Annotated in this window: 15 protein-coding genes and 1 tRNA gene; 4 read left to right on the top strand and 12 right to left on the bottom strand. The window is 47.6% G+C overall.

Translation table 11 applies throughout. From position 1 onward, the window contains the following. Positions 1-61: 61 nt before the first annotated feature. From KO518_RS10515 to KO518_RS10500, 4 genes are all read right to left on the bottom strand, one after another. A tRNA-Ser gene (locus tag KO518_RS10515) sits at positions 62-152 on the bottom strand. A gap of 159 nt (positions 153-311) precedes the next feature. Further along, on the bottom strand, positions 312-506 hold the full coding sequence (gene csrA / locus KO518_RS10510; protein WP_216025809.1) for a carbon storage regulator CsrA: 195 nt from the start codon (positions 504-506) through the stop codon (positions 312-314). 129 nt (positions 507-635) lie between these two features. Beyond that, a complete protein-coding gene (alaS, locus tag KO518_RS10505; protein WP_216025808.1) occupies positions 636-3,233 on the bottom strand; it encodes an alanine--tRNA ligase in 2,598 nt (865 codons plus the stop codon). A 185-nt stretch (positions 3,234-3,418) separates the two neighbouring features. Beyond that, positions 3,419-3,868: a regulatory protein RecX gene (locus KO518_RS10500; protein WP_216025807.1), complete on the bottom strand. Its 450-nt coding sequence runs from the start codon at positions 3,866-3,868 to the stop codon at positions 3,419-3,421. Between the two features lie 81 nt (positions 3,869-3,949). Here KO518_RS10500 and KO518_RS10495 point away from each other — a divergent pair, with 81 nt between their 5' ends. Both KO518_RS10495 and KO518_RS10490 read left to right on the top strand, forming a co-directional pair. After that, positions 3,950-5,173, top strand: coding sequence for a GNAT family N-acetyltransferase (locus KO518_RS10495; RefSeq protein ID WP_216025806.1), 1,224 nt, complete (start codon positions 3,950-3,952; stop codon positions 5,171-5,173). Beyond that, positions 5,163-7,238: a M13 family metallopeptidase gene (locus tag KO518_RS10490; RefSeq protein ID WP_216025805.1), complete on the top strand. Its 2,076-nt coding sequence runs from the start codon at positions 5,163-5,165 to the stop codon at positions 7,236-7,238. The genes KO518_RS10495 and KO518_RS10490 overlap by 11 nt, the downstream gene beginning before the upstream one ends. Positions 7,239-7,310: 72 nt before the next feature. On the opposite strand, the gene KO518_RS10485 is transcribed toward KO518_RS10490, so the two are convergent. The 4 genes from KO518_RS10485 to KO518_RS10470 all read right to left on the bottom strand — a co-directional run bounded on the left by KO518_RS10485 (position 7,311) and on the right by KO518_RS10470 (position 12,065). After that, positions 7,311-8,951: a SulP family inorganic anion transporter gene (locus tag KO518_RS10485; protein ID WP_216025804.1), complete on the bottom strand. Its 1,641-nt coding sequence runs from the start codon at positions 8,949-8,951 to the stop codon at positions 7,311-7,313. Continuing rightward, positions 8,948-9,610, bottom strand: a complete 663-nt coding sequence (locus tag KO518_RS10480) for a carbonic anhydrase (RefSeq protein WP_216025803.1) — start codon at positions 9,608-9,610, stop codon at positions 8,948-8,950. Before KO518_RS10480 ends, KO518_RS10485 begins: the two co-directional genes overlap by 4 nt. 265 nt (positions 9,611-9,875) lie before the next feature. After that, complete coding sequence (locus KO518_RS10475; protein WP_216025802.1) at positions 9,876-11,408, bottom strand: SulP family inorganic anion transporter; 1,533 nt, start codon at positions 11,406-11,408, stop codon at positions 9,876-9,878. A 9-nt stretch (positions 11,409-11,417) separates the two neighbouring features. Beyond that, positions 11,418-12,065, bottom strand: coding sequence for a carbonic anhydrase (locus KO518_RS10470; protein ID WP_216025801.1), 648 nt, complete (start codon positions 12,063-12,065; stop codon positions 11,418-11,420). 136 nt (positions 12,066-12,201) lie between these two features. On the opposite strand from KO518_RS10470, the gene KO518_RS10465 reads away from it, so the two are divergent. Both KO518_RS10465 and KO518_RS10460 read left to right on the top strand, forming a co-directional pair. Next, positions 12,202-13,155: a hydrogen peroxide-inducible genes activator gene (locus KO518_RS10465; RefSeq protein ID WP_216025800.1), complete on the top strand. Its 954-nt coding sequence runs from the start codon at positions 12,202-12,204 to the stop codon at positions 13,153-13,155. 18 nt (positions 13,156-13,173) lie between these two features. After that, positions 13,174-14,073, top strand: coding sequence for a LysR family transcriptional regulator (locus tag KO518_RS10460; protein WP_216025799.1), 900 nt, complete (start codon positions 13,174-13,176; stop codon positions 14,071-14,073). A gap of 11 nt (positions 14,074-14,084) precedes the next feature. Here KO518_RS10460 and KO518_RS10455 read toward each other — a convergent pair whose 3' ends face one another. The 4 genes from KO518_RS10455 to metA are packed head-to-tail and all read right to left on the bottom strand — an operon-like array spanning position 14,085 to position 19,310. Beyond that, positions 14,085-14,675 carry a DUF938 domain-containing protein gene (locus tag KO518_RS10455; RefSeq protein WP_216025798.1) on the bottom strand — a complete coding sequence of 197 codons (591 nt, stop codon included), beginning with the start codon at positions 14,673-14,675 and terminating at the stop codon, positions 14,085-14,087. Positions 14,676-14,678: 3 nt separating this feature from the next. Beyond that, positions 14,679-17,303, bottom strand: a complete 2,625-nt coding sequence (gene metH / locus KO518_RS10450; RefSeq protein WP_216025797.1) for a methionine synthase — start codon at positions 17,301-17,303, stop codon at positions 14,679-14,681. A gap of 9 nt (positions 17,304-17,312) precedes the next feature. Beyond that, on the bottom strand, positions 17,313-18,368 hold the full coding sequence (locus tag KO518_RS10445; RefSeq protein WP_216025796.1) for a homocysteine S-methyltransferase family protein: 1,056 nt from the start codon (positions 18,366-18,368) through the stop codon (positions 17,313-17,315). Positions 18,369-18,371: 3 nt separating this feature from the next. After that, positions 18,372-19,310 (bottom strand): homoserine O-succinyltransferase, encoded by a 939-nt coding sequence (gene metA, locus KO518_RS10440; protein ID WP_216025795.1) that lies wholly within the window; start codon positions 19,308-19,310, stop codon positions 18,372-18,374. Positions 19,311-19,363 lie beyond the last annotated feature (53 nt).

The raw sequence follows: 19,363 nt of genomic DNA, 5'->3' as shown, positions 1-19,363 counted from the left end.
TCCAGCTGAGCTACACACGCGCAATAAACTAATTGTTGGCCACCACTCCAACCTTTATAAGTGGCGGAGAGGGAGGGATTCGAACCCTCGATACGCGTAATGCGTATGGTTCCTTAGCAGGGAACTGGTTTCAGCCACTCACCCACCTCTCCGTAACGTGGTGCTGCATTTTACTGATACTTAGAGTGGAGTCAAACCCTTTTTTCAGAAAAATGACACGCATGCTGTGAATTTAAACAATTCGGTTAAAAACCCAACTTTTCCTACCCAAAATACAAAAAAGGCCGGGAGCCCGGCCTTTCTTTAGTTTTTTATTCAGGCGAATTTCCGGGCTGGCCGCCCTTCTCCGCCTGAATACGCATGTAAATTTCTTCACGATGCACAGATACTTCTTTTGGCGCGTTCACGCCAATGCGTACCTGATTTCCCTTAACTCCCAGTACAGTGACAGTTACGTCGTCACCTACCATCAGAGTTTCACCCACACGACGAGTCAATATAAGCATTCGCTTACTCCTGGTCCTTAATAATGAACATATCCCTCATACTTTGCCAGTATCAGCACGACCCGATACCAGCTTCAGTGGTTCCCTGTTTTTGTGTCACTTCAAAAACTCACTGTACACACCAACCGATTATAGCTTATCAGACAGATATGCGTTAACCGAAGCAAGCGCAGCCGACAAATTTTCCGGCTGACTCCCACCAGCCTGAGCCATATCCGGACGACCACCACCTTTACCGCCAACCTGAGCAGCGAGAAAATTAACAAGTTCGCCGGCTTTAACGTTGTTGGTCAATGATTTTGTCACGCCGACAATCAAGCTTACTTTCGCGCCATCCGCCATACCTAGTACTACGATCCCTTCGCCAATTCGGTTCTTAAGATCATCTACCATTCCACGCAACGCTTTGGACTCAACACCTTCTAACGCGGAAACCAGAACTTTCGTGCCATTAATTTCCTGCACCAGACTAAGCATGTCAGCACCTTGCTGACTGGCTAACTGTTGCTTTGCTGCGGTAAGGGCTTTTTCAAGGTCCTTAGCCTGCTGTTGCACGGCACTGATTTTATCTACCAGACCAGCGACATCTGTTTTCAACAATCCCGCAGCGGTTGATAGCAATGTCTGTTGTTTTTGAACAAACTCAATGGCACTTGCGCCAGTTATCGCTTCTATGCGACGAACACCAGAGGCGATGCCCGCTTCCGACGTAATTTTAAATAGGCCAATATCTCCTGTTCTGTTGACGTGGGTACCGCCACAAAGTTCCACGGAGAATGGCCCCATGGTTACAACGCGAACTTTCTCGTCGTACTTCTCCCCAAACAGAGCCATAGCTCCTGAAGCTTTGGCATCCTCTAATTCCATCAACTCGGTCTTCAGTGCGTGGTTAGCGCGAATTTCTTCATTGACCCGTCTTTCAACGGTTATCAGTTGTTCAGTGGTCACACCTTCGTAATGAGAGAAGTCAAAGCGCAGACGCTGTGCTTCCACTAGCGAGCCCTTTTGGGTAACATGGTCTCCCAAGATTTCTCGCAATGCGGCGTGAAGAAGGTGGGTTGCACTGTGGTTCTTCTTGATAGCTTCGCGATTTTCCGTATCAATGGCTGCCCGCACAGGCTCGCCCTTGCGAATTTCACCAACGACTTTTCCCTGATGTGCAAACGCATTACCTATTTTCTGAGTATCCGTTACCACAAACTCACCGTTGGCTACTTTGAGTACACCGCGGTCTCCTGCCTGACCGCCTGACTCTGCATAAAACGGCGTTTGATCTAAAACAACAATACCTTCCTGACCGTCGGTAAGCACATCGCACAATGTACTTTCAAAAATAAGTTCAAGTACATTTCCCTGACCATCAACATCTGTGTAACCAGTAAACGCAGTTTCGTGTTCTACTTTTACCATGTCATTGTAGTTTGCACCGAAGTTACTGGCTTTTTGGGCTCGGGCACGCTGTGCATCCATACACGCATCAAACCCGGCTTCGTCAATTTTGACATTATGCTCTCTGGCTACGTCATTGGTGAGGTCCACGGGAAAGCCGTAGGTATCATACAGCTTGAATACCACGTCACCGGGCAAGGTGTTTCCGTCTAGCTCAGCGATGGCCTCATTGAGCATGGCCATGCCCCGCTCAAGTGTTTTGCTAAACTGTTCTTCCTCTACCTTTAATACTTTTTCGATAACAGGTTGCTGGCCTGCCAATTCAGGATAGAACGCCCCCATCTCTTTCACCAACGCCGCTACCAGCCTGTAGAAAAAGATATCAGAAGCGCCCAACTGATATCCGTGACGCACTGCCCTGCGCACGATGCGACGCAAAACATAGCCCCGCCCCTCGTTGCCAGGCATAACACCATCACAAATCAAGAATGCACAGGAGCGAATATGGTCGGCAATTACCCTCAGTGACTTACTTTCTAAATCCTTTGCACCAGTGATTCTGGCTGCTGCTGCGATAAGGTTTTGAAACAAATCAATTTCGTAGTTGCTGTGAACATTCTGCAGAATGGCAGAAATGCGCTCTAAACCCATGCCGGTGTCAATAGACGGCTTCGGCAAGGGAGTCATAGTTCCGTCTTCCTGTTTATTGTACTGCATGAAAACCAGGTTCCAGATCTCGATAAACCGGTCGCCATCTTCTTCTGGCGTGCCAGGAGGCCCCCCCCAGATATGCTCACCGTGGTCGTAAAATATCTCAGAACACGGACCGCAGGGCCCGGTATCACCCATTGACCAAAAATTATCAGAGGTACTGATACGGATTATCTTCTCTTTAGGAACACCAATATGGTTTTCCCATATATCAAAGGCTTCGTCGTCTTCAGAATACACGGTAACCAGCAACTTTTCTTTTGGCAGGCCAAGCTCTTTAGTTAAGAAAGTCCAGGCAAAACCAATAGCTTCTTTTTTGAAGTAGTCGCCAAAACTAAAATTGCCCAGCATTTCGAAAAAGGTGTGGTGTCTTGCCGTGTAACCTACGTTTTCCAGATCGTTGTGCTTGCCGCCTGCACGCACACAACGCTGAGAAGACACGGCCCGCGTATAACTGCGTTTTTCTGCACCGAGGAATACATCTTTAAATTGATTCATCCCCGCATTCGTGAACAAGAGCGTAGGATCATCTGCCGGTACCAGAGAGGAGCTCGCCACTGCCTGATGGCCATGACTTTTAAAATAATCGATAAATTTTTGGCGTAAGTCAGCAGTTGATAATGTCATTGAAATATAAACTTCCTACTATTGTTAACGGTAAACGCGCTCAACCTCGGTGTCTGTTTTGTCAGTATGGGTTGAAACGGGTAGTAAATGTGGTGCGAATTGTCTGCGAACAACCAGGCATACCGCGCCCGCAGGGCGCAAACATACCACGGATTGCGCTTAGTTGTTAAGCGGTCAACCCCGATTTAGTCTCCTTTTACAGCATATTGAATTTGTTCTTGGGTAAATCCCCGATAATTAAGGAATTGCATTTGCTTCTGTTTGCGTTTGAAATCCTTCTCGATTGCCTCACCAAACTTCTTCTCCTTTACCGTCGTTGCCAGGGCAAACCAATCAATGTCAGCCTCCGCCATAGCGCTATGGATGATCGAATCATTAATACGGTGTTGGCCCAGTTCCCGGGCTATGCGTACCGGCCCCTGGCCCTTAGCAGCACACGATCGAATACGCATTTGTGCATATCGCAAATCCGACTGCACATCCGCGTCGACAAATTCTGCCACTATATTTGTGAATGCGTCGCGATGAAAACCCTTCTGAGTGAGTTTTGTAATCACTTCTTCTCTGCTGTGCTCTCGTCGTGCGAGCATGCGCGTAATCGCGTCAATGATGATTTTCCGTTCAGGATCTGACATTTTCTCTCAGTAAGTGTAAACTTTTTTAGTTTTTAAAAAGTAAACTCAACGCGTTTCGTTAACCATTGAATAATTAATAACATGAACTACACCACCGCGTTCTGCTCTTCTTTGAACACCATTGCTGAAAGTGCGTGGTCAATGCTGACAAAAGGCCAGGGGCCCTTTTTACAGTACGCCTATCTTCATGCGCTGGAGCGCAGCGGTTGCGTTGGATGTAAAACAACATGGCAACCGCACCATTTACTTATTTACCGCGATGACAAACTCGTTGCAGCTATGCCTGGCTATAAGAAATTTGACAGTTCGGGGGAATATGTCTTTGACCATGGTTGGGCGCACGCTTACGAACAGCACGGCTTGCACTATTACCCCAAATGGCTAAGTGCAGTTCCTTTCACGCCGGTAACCGGCGCAAGATTACTCATTTCCCCCGATGAAGACTGCTCGCTTTTACATAGTCTTGCAGTAACCGCACTACGCAGTTTGCAAGACGACGGCTACTCATCCTGCCATGTGCTTTTCCAGCTACCAGAATTAGCAGAGCCCTGGTGTAACAAGGGCTATCTTCAACGATTTTCTGTACAGTTTCAATGGTATAACTACGGTTACAACACATTTGAAGATTTCACAAATGCACTGACGTCCAGAAAGAGAAAAGCCTTGCGGAAAGCACAGCAAAAACTCGCTTCAGAAGGCGTTACCGTTACGCCTCTGACGGGAAGTCTCATCACCCAAGAGCACCTGTCTTTCTTCATCACCTGTTATCAGAGCACTTATCTAAAGCGCTCCGGACACCAGGGCTATTTGAACAAAGCGTTTTTTCAGCAAATATTTACCGACATGGCTGATAACATCCTGCTTGTTGAAGCTAAGCTTCGCGGAACAGCCATAGCCAGCGCTCTGTTCTTTTTCGACGAAAATGGCCTTTACGGACGTTACTGGGGTGCGCTCAACCCAATTGATGGTTTACATTTTGAGTGCTGTTACCATCAAGGCATTGCCTTTGCAATCGAACGTAATCTTCCGTTGTTCAATCCAGGAACGCAAGGTGAACACAAGATCCTACGGGGTTTTGAACCCACCTATTGCGTATCGCTTCATCATTTATTCGACTCGCGTTTTCACCACGCAGTGGAACATTTTTTAGATCAGGAAACACCGCAAGTCGCGCGGTATTTTTCTCAAGCGGCGGAAGTACTACCGTTTAACGAAAACGTCAAAACTACGCTTAGAACAACAACCAATGCATCATTAAAACCAGTAGATGCTATAACGAAAAAGAGAAACGACAATGAAACATAAAATGCTTGCTGTAGCCATAGCAGCCACTTTTAGCCTTGCAGGCTGTAGTCAGCCAGAACAGGGAAATCAACACTCACTGGCTGTCCAGCATGCCGAAGAGAGCAAAGCCCCTCAACTTGGGACCTTTGGCGTGGATTTGTCTGCCATGGACACTTCAGTTAAGCCTGGCGATGACTTTTTTTCATACGCCAGTGGTACCTGGTATGAAAATTATGAATTGCCTGCGGACAAAGTAAGATTCGGTGCTTTTTCTGCCTTACGCGACAAAAGTGAAGAGCAAGTAAAAGCCATTGTCGATGACTTGATGTCAAAGACCTCGTTGTCACCGGAAGAGAAAATGGTGCACGATTTCTATACCGCGTACATGGACGTTGAAAATATAAATGCCAAAGGCATAGCCCCCATCCAGGACATACTTAATGAAATCGACAAGGTAAATAACCGCCAAAGTCTGACCGAAATCTTCGGTAGCGCCTGGTTATACGGAACTGGTTCACCTATCAGTGCGGGTTTGTGGTACAACCGCCTCGACCCAAATGAATATCAGGTTAGTGTAGGCGTGGGTGGTCTGGGGTTACCCGATCGGGATTATTACCTCAGTGACGAAAAACGATTTGTCGATATCCGCAGTGCCTATCTCAGCCATATCGAAAAAATGCTCGCCTTTTCCCATGCCGACTCTCCCGCTGAACAAGCCAAGCAGATCCTGGCGTTAGAAACCCGCATCGCCCATGCACAGTGGCCGAGGGAAAAAAGGCGAAACCGCGACTTAACTCTCAATCAGATTGAACGCGCTTCACTGTCTGATGCATACCCCGGCTTTGATTGGGATACATTTTTTGCCCAATACGGATTGCAAGTCCCCGAGCTTAACGTTACATCCCCACAGCCGGTTAAAGATGTAATTGGCATTATTAATGAAACCGATTTGGCAGTTTGGAAAGCTTATCTCACTTACCACACCTTGCGCGCCAATGCCTCTTTACTTTCCCAAGATATCTATCAGGAATCTTTTGATTTCTTTGGCAAAACGCTAAATGGGCAGCAAGAGCCCCGTCCGCGCTGGAAACGCGCCATCAGTCAGCTGTCTGGTACTGAATCTCTGGGCTTTGCCCTTGGCAAAATATACGTACAACGCTATTTCCCTGAAAGCTCCAAAGCACAGATGTCTGAGTTGGTTGAAAACCTGCGCACTGCACTGGGCAACAACATCGATAAATTGTCGTGGATGGGGCCTGAGACGAAAAAAGAAGCCAAAGAAAAGCTCGCAGCTTTTCGTCCTAAAATAGGTTACCCCGACCAATGGATCGATCTGACAGGGCTCGCAATCAGCGACGATAAACTCGTACAGAACGTCCGTAATTTACGCAAATTCTTCAACGACAAAGACGTTGAAGCCGAACTCAAGCCAACTGATCGCGAACGCTGGGGCATGACTCCACAAACAGTAAATGCATATTACAACCCTTCATTCAACGAAATCGTATTCCCCGCGGCTATTTTACAGCCGCCGTTTTTCGATCCCAACGCAGACCCGGCGGTAAACTACGGTGCAATCGGTGCAGTTATCGGACACGAAATGGGCCACGGCTTTGACGACCAAGGATCTAAATCTGATGCCAAAGGTATTCAGCGGAACTGGTGGACAGAGGAGGATTTCGAGGCTTTTACGGCAAAGGTTGATCAATTAGGTGCTCAGTACGATAAATATGAACCAATTCCAGGTAACTTCGTAAACGGGCGATTAACCATGGGAGAAAACATCGGCGATGTTGGTGGTCTTTCCATGGCTTATGCGGCGTACAAACTTAGCTTGAACGGCAAAGAAGCGCCAGTCATTGATGGCTTTACCGGCGATCAACGTTTCTTTTTAGCTTGGGCTCAAGTGTGGCGTGAAAAACGCACAGAGCAAAGCCTGATTAATCAGCTTCGTTCAGATCCGCATTCTCCAGCTCAATATCGCACGCTTGCTCCGCGAAATCTGGATGCATGGTACGAAGCTTTCAACGTGCAACCGGGTGACAAACTCTACCTTGCTCCGGAAGATCGCGTGCAAATCTGGTAATAATTTATCCTAAGGCTCCCTTGGAGTACTTCATTAAAAAGGCTTCCCAAGGGAAGCCTTTTTTCATTGCTGTTAAGCGTTTGCTAGTATTCCGGTAGCGCTATGGCTACCTCCGTCCTTTCCCGGCGTGTTCACCATCTCCACGGCAATAGCCAATGCCTCTTTGCGGCTTGCGCACACAGTTACCCCACTTTGATGCGCATTAATGTTATCAAGTACCGTTTTCACCTCTTCGAGGGCACCGCACATAATAACTTTCCTGCCAGCAGCTTTGGCATCTGAGGTTATAGTTTCGACTGCCATGGCTGCAGACACATCCATACTCGGCACGCGGCTGAAATCGAGAATAAGCGCACTAGCACTACTTACTTTCTCCCGCACGTGATGCCCTAAATCTGCTGCTGCACCAAAGCTCAACGGGCCTCCGAAACTAAACATCTGCACCTTACCTCGGGTTTGTTTCAGCAATGCGTCTTCTTCCGGATCAGCTAAGTTGTCTGGGATCTTTCTCACTTCGTCTAACTGCAACTGTGCGACTTGCTTAACATAAGCCAGTGCAGCAAGAACCACTCCGACGCCCACCGCAGTAATAAGATCGACAAATACAGTGAGTCCAAGCACCAACAACATGAGGGCAAAATCCCAGCGGGGCCCTGTGTGAGCGCGCTTCAGATAACTCCAGTCGATAATATCCAAACCGACTTTGACCAAGATCCCAGCCAATACCGCATGGGGTATCTGCGCTGCAAGTGGACTAAGCCCGAGTACAATAGCAAGCAACACTAGGGCATGGACCATACCTGACAACCGCTCCTTACCACCGCTGCGAATATTCACCACTGTACGCATGGTTGCACCCGCACCTGCAATACCGCCGATAAGGCCTGCAATGGTGTTGCCTACACCCTGCCCAATCAACTCTTTATTACTGTTGTGACGGGTCCGGGTCATATTGTCGGCAACTAGTGAGGTCAATAGCGAGTCTATCGCCCCCAATACAGCAAGAATAAAGGCCGCTTCCAGCACTAACAATGCCTTGGATTTGTCGAAAACGGGTAAATGTAATTCTGGCAATCCAGTGGGGATGTTACCCAGTACCGGTGTGTCTAGAAACAAGCTCACCAACGTACCTATAATGAGCGCAGCTAACGCACCCGGCACAAATTTGCCAAGTTTCGCAGGCCACTGATAAGCAATAACAAGTGTCCCCAGGCCTAGCCCAAGAGTAACAAAATCAATATCCGCCAGTGCCGTAGGCAAGTAACTCAACGCGCCAATGGTTCCCCCAGGAGGTTCATGGCCCATCAGTCGACCGAGCTGTAAGATAATAATAATGGCACCAATGCCCGACATAAATCCGGAAATAACAGGATACGGCACCAACCTGATATACTGCCCGACGCCAGTAAAGCCCATTACGATCTGGAATACTCCGGCTAATATGACTGCCGTGAAGATAAGGTTCAAATCACCGGACAGCGAAGCAAAAAGCCCGGCCAGCACTACCACCATTGGCCCGGTAGGACCGGAAATTTGAGAAGGTGTTCCACCGAGTAGAGCGGCGAAAAAACCTACAGCAATAGCACCGTAAAGACCTGCCATTGGACCAACACCCGAGGCAACCCCCAAAGCAAGCGCCAGTGGCAATGCAACAATACCGGCAGTTAACCCACCGGTAAGATCGCCTCTTACATTTGACAGCAAACTTTTCATTCTGCAACACCCTCATTCTGTGAAGCAAAGGGCTTATCGCCATAAACTTCTGCTATCAACTTAAATTCTCCGCTTTCACTATCGTGACAAAGCACATCCCCACTTTCAATGTCGTATAACCAACCGTGAAGTTGAACCTGCCCCGATACAACTTTAGCAGCTACCGCAGGATGCGTACGCAAATGCTGTAACTGTTGCAGCACATTTTCTTTGGTCACATCGTCGAGGTGCTCTACAGATAAATCACCGACTTTTGCTTTTACTACCTCTGTGGCGCACCGACAATGTCCCAGCCACTCCTTTACGTGTGGCAAAGCATCGAGTTTTTCCGGTGCCAATGCCCCTTTCATAGCTCCGCAATCTGAATGACCACACACGATAATATGACTCACCCCCAATGCAGCTACAGCAAACTCGATAGACGCTGTCATACCACCGGTATATGTGGAGTGCGGTGGCACTATATTTCCCGCATTTCGGCAGATAAAAAGTTCACCTGGGCCTGTTTGAGTCACGAGGTTGGGATCGATTCTCGAATCGGCACAGGTGATAAATAAAACTTCTGGGTTCTGGCCATTTGCCAGCTTTTGAAAGATCGCTTTGTTCTTTGGAAACACTTCTTTTTGGAATTTAGCGACACCTGAGATGACATGATCCATATAATTACTCCACGTTTACAATATATTATCATTGTTATTAATGGGAAGTGTTAACTGATAGCTTTATAGAAATACACTATATCTCGCGATAGCTATAACCTATCAAAAGTAGAATAGCGGTCTGGGGACCAAGAAGCAACATGATAAAAACGAACACATGCCAGTGTATGACACATCTGTGGCGCTTACTGAGAGAAAAGTAAAGGAGGCGATAGCCCCCTTTGTTTGTCTGACTAAATAGAGAAAACTTACACGACAGTGCCAACTAAAAGTGAATAGTTTCCACTTTTATATTTTTACTACTGGCCTGATCGAGATAGTCTTTCACCATTTCTTTCACATCAAATGCAACCGACTTACTATTTGAAAAATCCAGGATTACTTTCGAGTCAGATGGTATGGAGTTTAGCTTTTTTAATATACTTGGTTTGTTGAAAAAAGAGACTTCTTCTGCCATCACGATATGATGGGTTTTTTCCCCCTCCCGCTCATCAACCGTTTCTGTAAATTGATAAGAATTGCGGTAGCTGTGTTTTAGTGTAAAAAATACACTTAACGCTAACCCTGCAATTACTCCGGTAAGAAGATCCGAGAAAATCATCACTGCAATCGTCGTCGTGAATGGGATAAACTGCTCCCAACCGGTTTTATACATCACCTTAAACATGGCTGGCTTAGCTAACTTATACCCCACTACAATGAGAATGGCAGCCAGTGACGCCAACGGAATATGATTAAGTAAATTTGCCATAGCAAACACAGCAACGAGCAGAAATACGCCGTGGAGTATGGCCGATAGTTTCGTTTTTCCGCCGAACGCAATATTGGCCGAGCTGCGAACGATGACCTGGGTAATAGGTAAACCACCGACCAACCCAGAGACAATGTTGCCCAACCCCTGGGCTTTTAGCTCACGATTGGTCGGTGTGGTGTTTTTTTGCGGATCGAGCTTGTCGGTTGCTTCAACACAAAGCAGTGTTTCAATGCTTGCCACCGCAGCCATCACCAATGCTACAGTTATGACGTCAAGATTCAACATATTTGAAAATGCCGGGAACGCCATTTCTGATTTAAACGCCTCTACACTATCAATAACCGGTAGACGCACGAGCTGGTCGGGTTGCATCGGATTACCCATAGCCGCAAGTGCGAAAGTTGCGAAAATACCCAGAAGTACCACTACAATTGGCCCCTGAATTAACTGGAAAACTTTGTGCGCCTTCGTCAGATATTTGTCCCACACAACAAGCAAAACCAACGAAACAACTGAGATAGTGACTGCCGTTGGAGACATTAGCGATACAGCGTGCTGGATGGCAGAAAAGGTATTCTCACCGTTTACCTGGCTAAACGCCTCTTCACCGAAGAAATCGGAATGCCAACCGAACAGGTATGGCATCTGCTTGAGAATAATTAACAACCCAATACCTGCCAACATGCCAGTGATCACGGACGTAGGAAAGAAATACGCAATGAACCCTGCTCTGGCAAAGCCGAGAATTAATTGAAACACCCCAGCAAGAACAACGGCACAAAGGAAGATTTCCCAGCTGCCCAGTGTACCAATAGCATCAAATACAATAACTGCTAATCCTGCTGCAGGCCCGCTTACACCGAGCTTTGAACCACTGGCTAATCCTACCACTACCCCACCGATAATGCCGGCAATAACGCCGGAAAACAACGGCGCGCCAGAGGCCAGTGCGATCCCCAAACACAAGGGAAGCGCGACAAAAAACACCACGATACTCGCGGGCAAGTCGTTTTTAATTTCCTTAAAGGAAAGATCGATCTTCATTGCTACTCCCTATGCATTTGCCGCCAGTTTGCGCTCAGCATACGCCTGCTCCATCTCAATGAAGCCTTCGGCGTCATTGTCGTAAACGTGAATTAATCCCGTTTCAATGTCGTATACCCACGCGTGTAATTGAATGGAATTTGTCGCCAACTTAGCGGCTACCGCAGGATGCGTCCGCAAATGTTGTAATTGCTGCAATACGTTTTCTTTGGTTACTTCACCTAGTTGCTCAACACCCAGCGCGCCTTCCTTCTCTTTCACTACTTCAGTGGCACAACGGCAGTGACCCAACCATTCTTTCACATGTGGAAGGCTGTCGAGCTTACTCGGATCGAGCGCCCCTTTCATTGCGCCGCAATCGGTGTGGCCGCATACAACGATATGGCTAACGCCTAACGCTGCTACCGCAAATTCGATTGACGCCGTCATACCTCCGGTTTGATTGCTGTGAGGAGGCACTATATTACCTGCATTTCGACAGATAAATAATTCGCCTGGGTCAGTTTGCGTTACCAGGTTAGGATCGATACGGGAATCGGCGCAAGTAATAAACAACACTTCCGGGCTTTGCCCAGACGCCAGCTTTTTAAAGGTTTCTTTCTTTTCCGGATAAACATCGCGTTGAAACTTAGCAACACCTGAAATTACATGGTCCATTCCATACTCCTGATAAATTGGATAAGATAAAGTTAAATTTACACAGATAACTATAGAATCAACTGATAGCCATATAGAAGTACAGCCCTTATTGTGATAGCCTAAGACTATCAACACCCGATAAGAGACTGGCAGAATGTTACTTAATGGCAAAACCCTTTCGCTCAACCAGATCCGCTATTTTGTTACCGTAGCCAAACAACTCAATTTTCGTCGAGCAGCTCAAATTCTGGGAATTAGTCAGCCCACATTGACATCGCAAATTAGTGCCTTGGAAAACACTCTGCAATTAACCCTCTTTGAGCGTTCCCGCTCGGGAACCTTGTTATCAGCCCAAGGGCAGTCGTTGCTGGAGTCTGCTGAAAACGTGCTCAAGTGCACTTTGCAGTTTTCTGAAATGGCCCAGGCACTCGCAGACGGTGAAACCACCACATACCGATTAGGCATTCCACCAACCCTCGGGCCCTATTTGTTGCCTCACATTCTGCCTGATATTCACAAACAGCGTCCGGGACTTAAATTTTATGTAAGAGAAGCTGCGCCAAAGCAGTTGCAACAAGGCTTGTTGGCCGGCGAGTACGATATCATTCTCTCGCCAATGTCCAACCGCGATTCACAAATTCAGGTGCAACCATTATTTCTTGAACCGTTAAAGTTTGTTCTGCCGGCAGATCACCCCATGTCTGGCAGAGGGTTTATCGAGCCCGAGGAAATACAAGGGCAGAAAATTCTAGCCTTGGAAGATCGCCATCACTTTCACTATCAGGTGCAGGAGATTTGCGCCCAGCTAGGTGCCAACATCGACCGCGACTACGAAGGCACGAGTTTAGACACCTTACGGCAAATGGTCGTAATGGGTATGGGCATGGCATTTTTACCCGGGTTATACGTTCACTCAGAGTTACACAACCCTGAAGCTTTGCATGTCTGTGAGCTGGCTGATATGCCCGTCGTCCGGCAGCACATGCTGGCGTGGAGAAATACCTCACCAGCCAGGGCAACATTCAGAGAACTGTCCAGTTTAATGCGAAGCGTAATAAACGACCGTCTGGCCAACGCAGTATCGGTCACTGATGTCACCCCTCTTTAACCTTACTGACAAAACAGAATGATTGACAGACAACATCTTAAAATTATTTCAGCTATTGACCGCTATGGCACCGTTACAGAAGCAGCAGAAAAAATGCACCTCACGCAGTCAGCACTCAGTCACAGTATGAAAAAACTGGAAACACAAGCCGGCACACCATTGTGGGAAAAAACCGGGCGTAGACTCAGACTGACTGCCGGAGGACATGCCTTACTCAACCTTGCTCACAGAGTACTTCCTCAGTTTGAACATGCTGAAGATCACCTGCAAAAAATCGCTCAGGGTAAACAAGGCATGTTGAGAATAGGTATGGAGTGCCACCCCTGCTACCAATGGCTTCTTCAGGTAGTAGGACCCTACTTGATCAATTTTCCTGACGTCGATGTTGATGTCAGACAAAAGTTTACCTTCGGCGGCCTACAGGCATTACACGGCTATGATATTGATTTACTTTTGACACCGGATCCATTGCATTTGCCTACCATTCAATACGATGTGGTATTCGATTACGAACAGGTACTTGTGGTGAGCAATAATCATCCTCTGGCAGAAAAAAAATGGATAGCCCCTGACATGTTAACGGGAGAGACCCTATTTACGTATCCCGTCGAAGCTTCAAGGCTGGATATTTTCGCACAATTTTTAACCCCCGCAGGTTGCGCGGTTAAACAACACCGGACGCTAGAAACAACGGAAATTCTCTTGCAGATGATAAGTGCCGGCAGAGGCGTTGGTGCATTGCCGAAATGGCTAATTGACGACCAGCCCACGCATTTAAATCTCGCTACAGTACGCCTTGGTGAAGCGGGCATTCGCAAATCCCTTCACCTTGGCTACCGAAAAGCCGATGCGCACTCTCCATTTATTCAGGCATTTGTTTGCCTTGCCAAGGCTACCGGTGGGGTTGAATCAACTTGAGGTTATGTCTCTCAGGCTTTTACCCATTCCAGCAACAGATTGTTTGCCGGCATCGTGTGTATTGCAGTTAACGTGAGAGCTGGAGCCCAGTCCATCAGTTCCCGAATATCACGGTAGCCCCCGTAACCCTGTTCAAGAAGACGCTGGTGAAACTGCGCGTTACTGTCACTGCTGAACACACCGTCTCTTGTAAAAGGGCCGTACTGACAGAACACTGCGCCCTGAGGCAATGATGTTGACAGGGATGACATCATTGCAACAACCTCATCTTTTTGCATGATATGGGCAGTATTAGCCGTAAAAACACCATCGTACTTGTCAAATGGAAGCATAGACTCTCCCACGATCAATACCAATGGCGATAATATGTTTGCTGATGGAAACGCCGTTATCCATTGATGGATCCCGTCGTGATAATGAGGTTGATCGCTGGTTTGCCAGGTGAGGTGTGGTAAATTTTCAGCAAAGTACACTGCATGCTGACCGGTACCACTGCCCACTTCCAGTATCGAGCGGCAATGGACAAAAGCCCGAGCAAGCACCGACAAAATCGGGGCTTTATTATTATCACACGCTTGGGAAAACGGCAGTTCAGGGGCCATAATTTAGTCGCTCAAATTTGGCGCCAGCCACTTTTCTGCTTCTTGGATACTCCACCCTTTGCGTTGTGCGTAATCTTCCAGTTGATCCCGCTGAATTTTCGCCACTGCAAAATAACGGGATTCCGGATGAGAAAAATACCAACCGGAGACCGCAGCCCCAGGCCACATGGCAAAACTCTCTGTTAGCTTCATAGTAGTGTGCGCTTCTGCGTCAAGCAGATCCCAGATAAGCTGCTTTTCAGTATGCTCAGGACAAGCAGCATAGCCTGGTGCAGGTCGAATACCCTGGTATTTCTCACGAATAAGTGCCTCATTGTCGAGGTTTTCATCAGGGGCAAAGCCCCAAAATTCCTTCCTCACCCTTTCGTGTAAATACTCGGCAAAAGCTTCTGCTAAACGGTCAGCCACAGCCTTTACCATAATCGCGTTGTAATCGTCGCCTTTTCGCTGGTAGGTTGCCGCAAGCGCATCTTCACCAATGCCCCCTGTAACCGCGAATGCACCTATGTAATCCGCGATCCCGCTGCTTTTTTCGGCGATAAAATCGGCTAAACAGTAGTTGGCAAACTTGTCTTTCAAAGTTTGCTGACGCAAGTGATGTGAAACGCCCAGTATCGCCGTGCGACTATCATCAGTATATATTTCAATGTCATCTCCAACCCTGTTCGCAGGAAAAAGACCTAAAACCCCTTTCGCTTCCAGACTTCTATCGGCAATGATCTCATCCAGCATGGTGTTAGCGTCTTCGAACAACGCTTTAGCCTGCTCTCCGACTACCTCGTCTTTCAGGATACGCGGATACTTACCCGCTAAAGACCAGGTGAGGAAAAATGGCGTCCAGTCGATGTACCTGCGCAATGTGGCCAGATCAGCACTAACCGGTGTAACGCCTGGCTTCGCAGGTTTAACGGGGGCGACAGAAAAATCGGGTTGATAGGCATTGGCGCGAGCAGCTTCAAGGGTGACTGGACGACTGCGGGGCTGCTTGCGCGCGTGCTGCGCTCTCACCTTTTCGTAATCTTCCGACAACGCGGCAGCAAAAACCTTGCGGGATTCGGGGCTTATGAGTTTCTGACAGACACCAACTGCTCGACTGGCATTGGGCACATAGGCCACAGGCGCGTGATAATTTTGCTCAATCTTCACAGCCGTGTGTGCCTTAGACGTGGTGGCACCGCCAATAAGCAGTGGCAGTTCAAAGCCCAGGCGCTCCATTTCTTTCGCCACATGCACCATTTCATCCAACGAAGGAGTGATCAGCCCGGACAAACCAATCATGTCGACATTCTCTTCTTTTGCCACCTGTAATATGGTGGCGCAAGGTACCATGACACCTAAATCAATGACTTCAAAGTTATTGCATTGCAGCACGACACCCACTATGTTCTTGCCAATATCGTGCACATCCCCTTTCACAGTGGCCATGAGAATTTTGCCGTTACTGGACGATTCCCCGGACTTTTCCGCTTCAATATAAGGTTGTAGATGTGCCACGGCTTTTTTCATAACCCGAGCAGATTTTACTACCTGAGGCAGGAACATTTTTCCCTCGCCAAACAAGTCACCAACCACATTCATGCCGTCCATCAACGGCCCTTCAATAACGTGAAGAGGGCGCTCAGCTTCCAAGCGTGCTTCTTCGGTATCTTCAATAATAAAATCGGTAATTCCCTTGACCAAGGCGTGTTCGAGACGCTTAGTAACCGGCTGCTCTCGCCATGAAAGATCTTCTACCGCGGCGGCCTTACCATCGCCCTGGTACTTGGGCGCGAGCTCAAGCAAACGTTCCGTAGCATCCTCTTTGCGGTTTAAAATAACATCTTCAACAGCTACCCGAAGTTCCTCTGGAATTTCGTCGTAAACCTCTAATTGCCCAGCATTGACAATTCCCATGTCCATACCGGCGCGAATAGCGTGGTACAAAAAAACTGAGTGCATGGCTTCACGCACTGGGTTGTTGCCGCGAAAAGAAAAGGAAATATTCGACAGGCCCCCGCTGATATGGGCATACGGACAGGTTTCACGGATTATTTTAGTGGCTTCAATGAAGTCAACGGCGTAATTGTTGTGTTCATCGATCCCCGTTGCAACAGCAAAGATATTTGGGTCGAAAATGATGTCTTCTGGCAAGAAGCCGACTTCTTCAGTGAGTACTTTATAACTGCGCTGACAAATCTCTACCTTTCTTTCCTTTGTGTCGGCCTGGCCGGTTTCATCGAAAGCCATAACAACCGTTGCCGCACCGTATCGCTTAATGAGTGTTGCCTGCCGTACAAATTGTTCCTTGCCTTCTTTCAAACTGATGGAATTAACGATAGCCTTGCCCTGAACACATTTTAGACCTGCTTCAATCACTTCCCATTTTGATGAGTCAATCATAATGGGAACCCGACTGATATCAGGCTCTGATGCAATCAGGTTCAAAAACGTACGCATGGCTTCCACCGAGTCCAACATAGCTTCATCCATGTTGATATCGATAACCTGCGCGCCGTTCTCTACTTGCTGACGGGCAACATCCAGGGCTTTTTCGTATTCGGCATTGAGAATGAGACGCTTGAACATTGCTGAACCTGTGACGTTCGTGCGCTCACCGATATTGATAAATGTTGAAAATTCTGCTGTCACAATAATACCTTAGTGCACAAACGGTTCTAAACCAGACAAGCGCATTCTGGGCTCAAAATGCGGTATCTTCCTGGGCGAAATGCCGGCTACAGCGTCTACCATCGCTCGAATATGCTCGGGTGTGCTGCCACAACATCCACCCACAATGTTTACCAGGCCCGATTCTGCCCACTCTTTAATGTGGGCTGCCATTTCTTCTGCTTCCATATCGTACTCACCGAATTCATTTGGTAAACCAGCGTTTGGATGAGCAGAGACTAAACATTCCGCCACATTGCTAATTTCTTCGACATACTGACGAAGTAAATCTGGCCCGAGCGCACAATTTAACCCTATGGAAACAGGCGTGACGTGGCGCATAGAATAGTAAAATGCTTCCGCTGTCTGGCCTGACAGTGTTCTTCCTGAAGCATCAGTAATTGTACCTGAAATCATAACGGGTACTCGCGCGTGACGTTTATCAAATACCGTCTCTACCGCAAAAATCGCCGCTTTGGCATTTAATGTATCAAATATTGTTTCAATGAGAATCAGGTCTGCGCCACCGTCTAACAAGGCTTCAGTGGATTCAACGTAAGCGACAACTAATTCGTCGAAGGTGACATTCCGCTTGCCAGGGTCATTCACATCCGGTGAAATGGATGCAGTACGATTAGTAGGCCCAAGTACCCCAGCTACATAGCGCGGTTTGTCCGGCGTTTTTGCCGTATACGCGTCACAAGCTTTGCGAGCCAACTTTGCTGCGGCCAGATTAATGTCTTTCGATTGCGCCTCCATATCGTAATCAGCCATGGCGATAGTTGTTGCATTGAAGGTGTTGGTTTCAATAATATCCGCCCCTGCTTCAAGGTAAGCACAATGAATATTGTAAATAATCTCTGGCTGTGTGAGAGCTAGCAGGTCGTTGTTGCCCTTTACATCGCAATGCCAATTGGCAAACGCATCGCCCCGATACGCTTGTTCTTCCAGTTTGTGTTCCTGGATCATAGTGCCCATGGCACCGTCGAGAACCAATATGCGTTTTTCTGCCGCTCGCAGAATATTTTTTTGAGTGTTATTTGCCACGTGTTACCTCTTCGGCTGGGCTTTTTCAGCCAACTGGCTCAAATCATAGGGTGTGGTTTGATAGACATAATAATTCAGCCAATTATTAAACAGCAGACTACCATGAGAGCGCCACCGAACCAACGGCGGTTTAGTGGGGTCATCGTCGGTAAAATAATTGACTGGTACTGGTGACTCCTGTCCCGCTTCAATATCCCGAAAATACTCGTCGTGCAAGGTTAGCGGATCGTATTCCGGATGCCCGGTTACAAACACCATTCGCTTATCCTCAGATACAATGGTATAGGCCCCCGCCTCTGGTGATTCTGTAATCACTTTCAAACCACTAATACTATTGTAAATTTGACTATCGATGAAGCCATATCGTGAATGTGGCGCGTAAAACTCAGGGTCGAACCCTCGCAGTAGCTCGTTATAGGGGTCAAGTACTTTGTGTGCGTAAACCCCGGACAACTTTGACTCACGCAATTCGCGCTGAATACCATGGAAGTGATACATGGCAGCGTGGGCTGCCCAGCATAAATAAAGAGTAGACTGTACGTTGCGCTGGGCCCACTCCAGGATCTCGGTCATCTTATCCCAATACTTCACTTCTTGATAAGGCAAATGCGCTAGTGGCGCACCGGTGACAATAAGCCCATCATATTTCTTGTCTGCGATTTCGGAATAATCGTGATAGAAAGCATCCATATGCGACTGCGGCGTGTTTTTTGGTGCAAGCTTGTCTACTCTTATGAGGTTCACATTGATCTGCAAAGGCGTATTAGACAACAAACGCAGCAACTGTACTTCAGTCTGAATTTTGTTGGGCATGAGGTTCAGAATACCCACTTCCATGGGACGGATATCTTGAGTGGCAGCGCGGTTGCTGTCCATAGTGAAGATATTTTCACCGGAAAGGACGTCCTGGGCAGGCAGTTGTTCAGGAATACAAATAGGCATGACAGCTCCAACAATAATCCGATAGTGGTGTTATTGTGGCTGATCTTCGCCGG

The sequence above is a fragment of the Aestuariibacter sp. A3R04 genome (genome assembly GCF_018860805.1).
Classification (GTDB): domain Bacteria; phylum Pseudomonadota; class Gammaproteobacteria; order Enterobacterales; family Alteromonadaceae; genus Alteromonas.
Note: the sequence above shows the minus strand (reverse complement) of the source record. Positions and strands in the feature narration are given on the sequence as shown.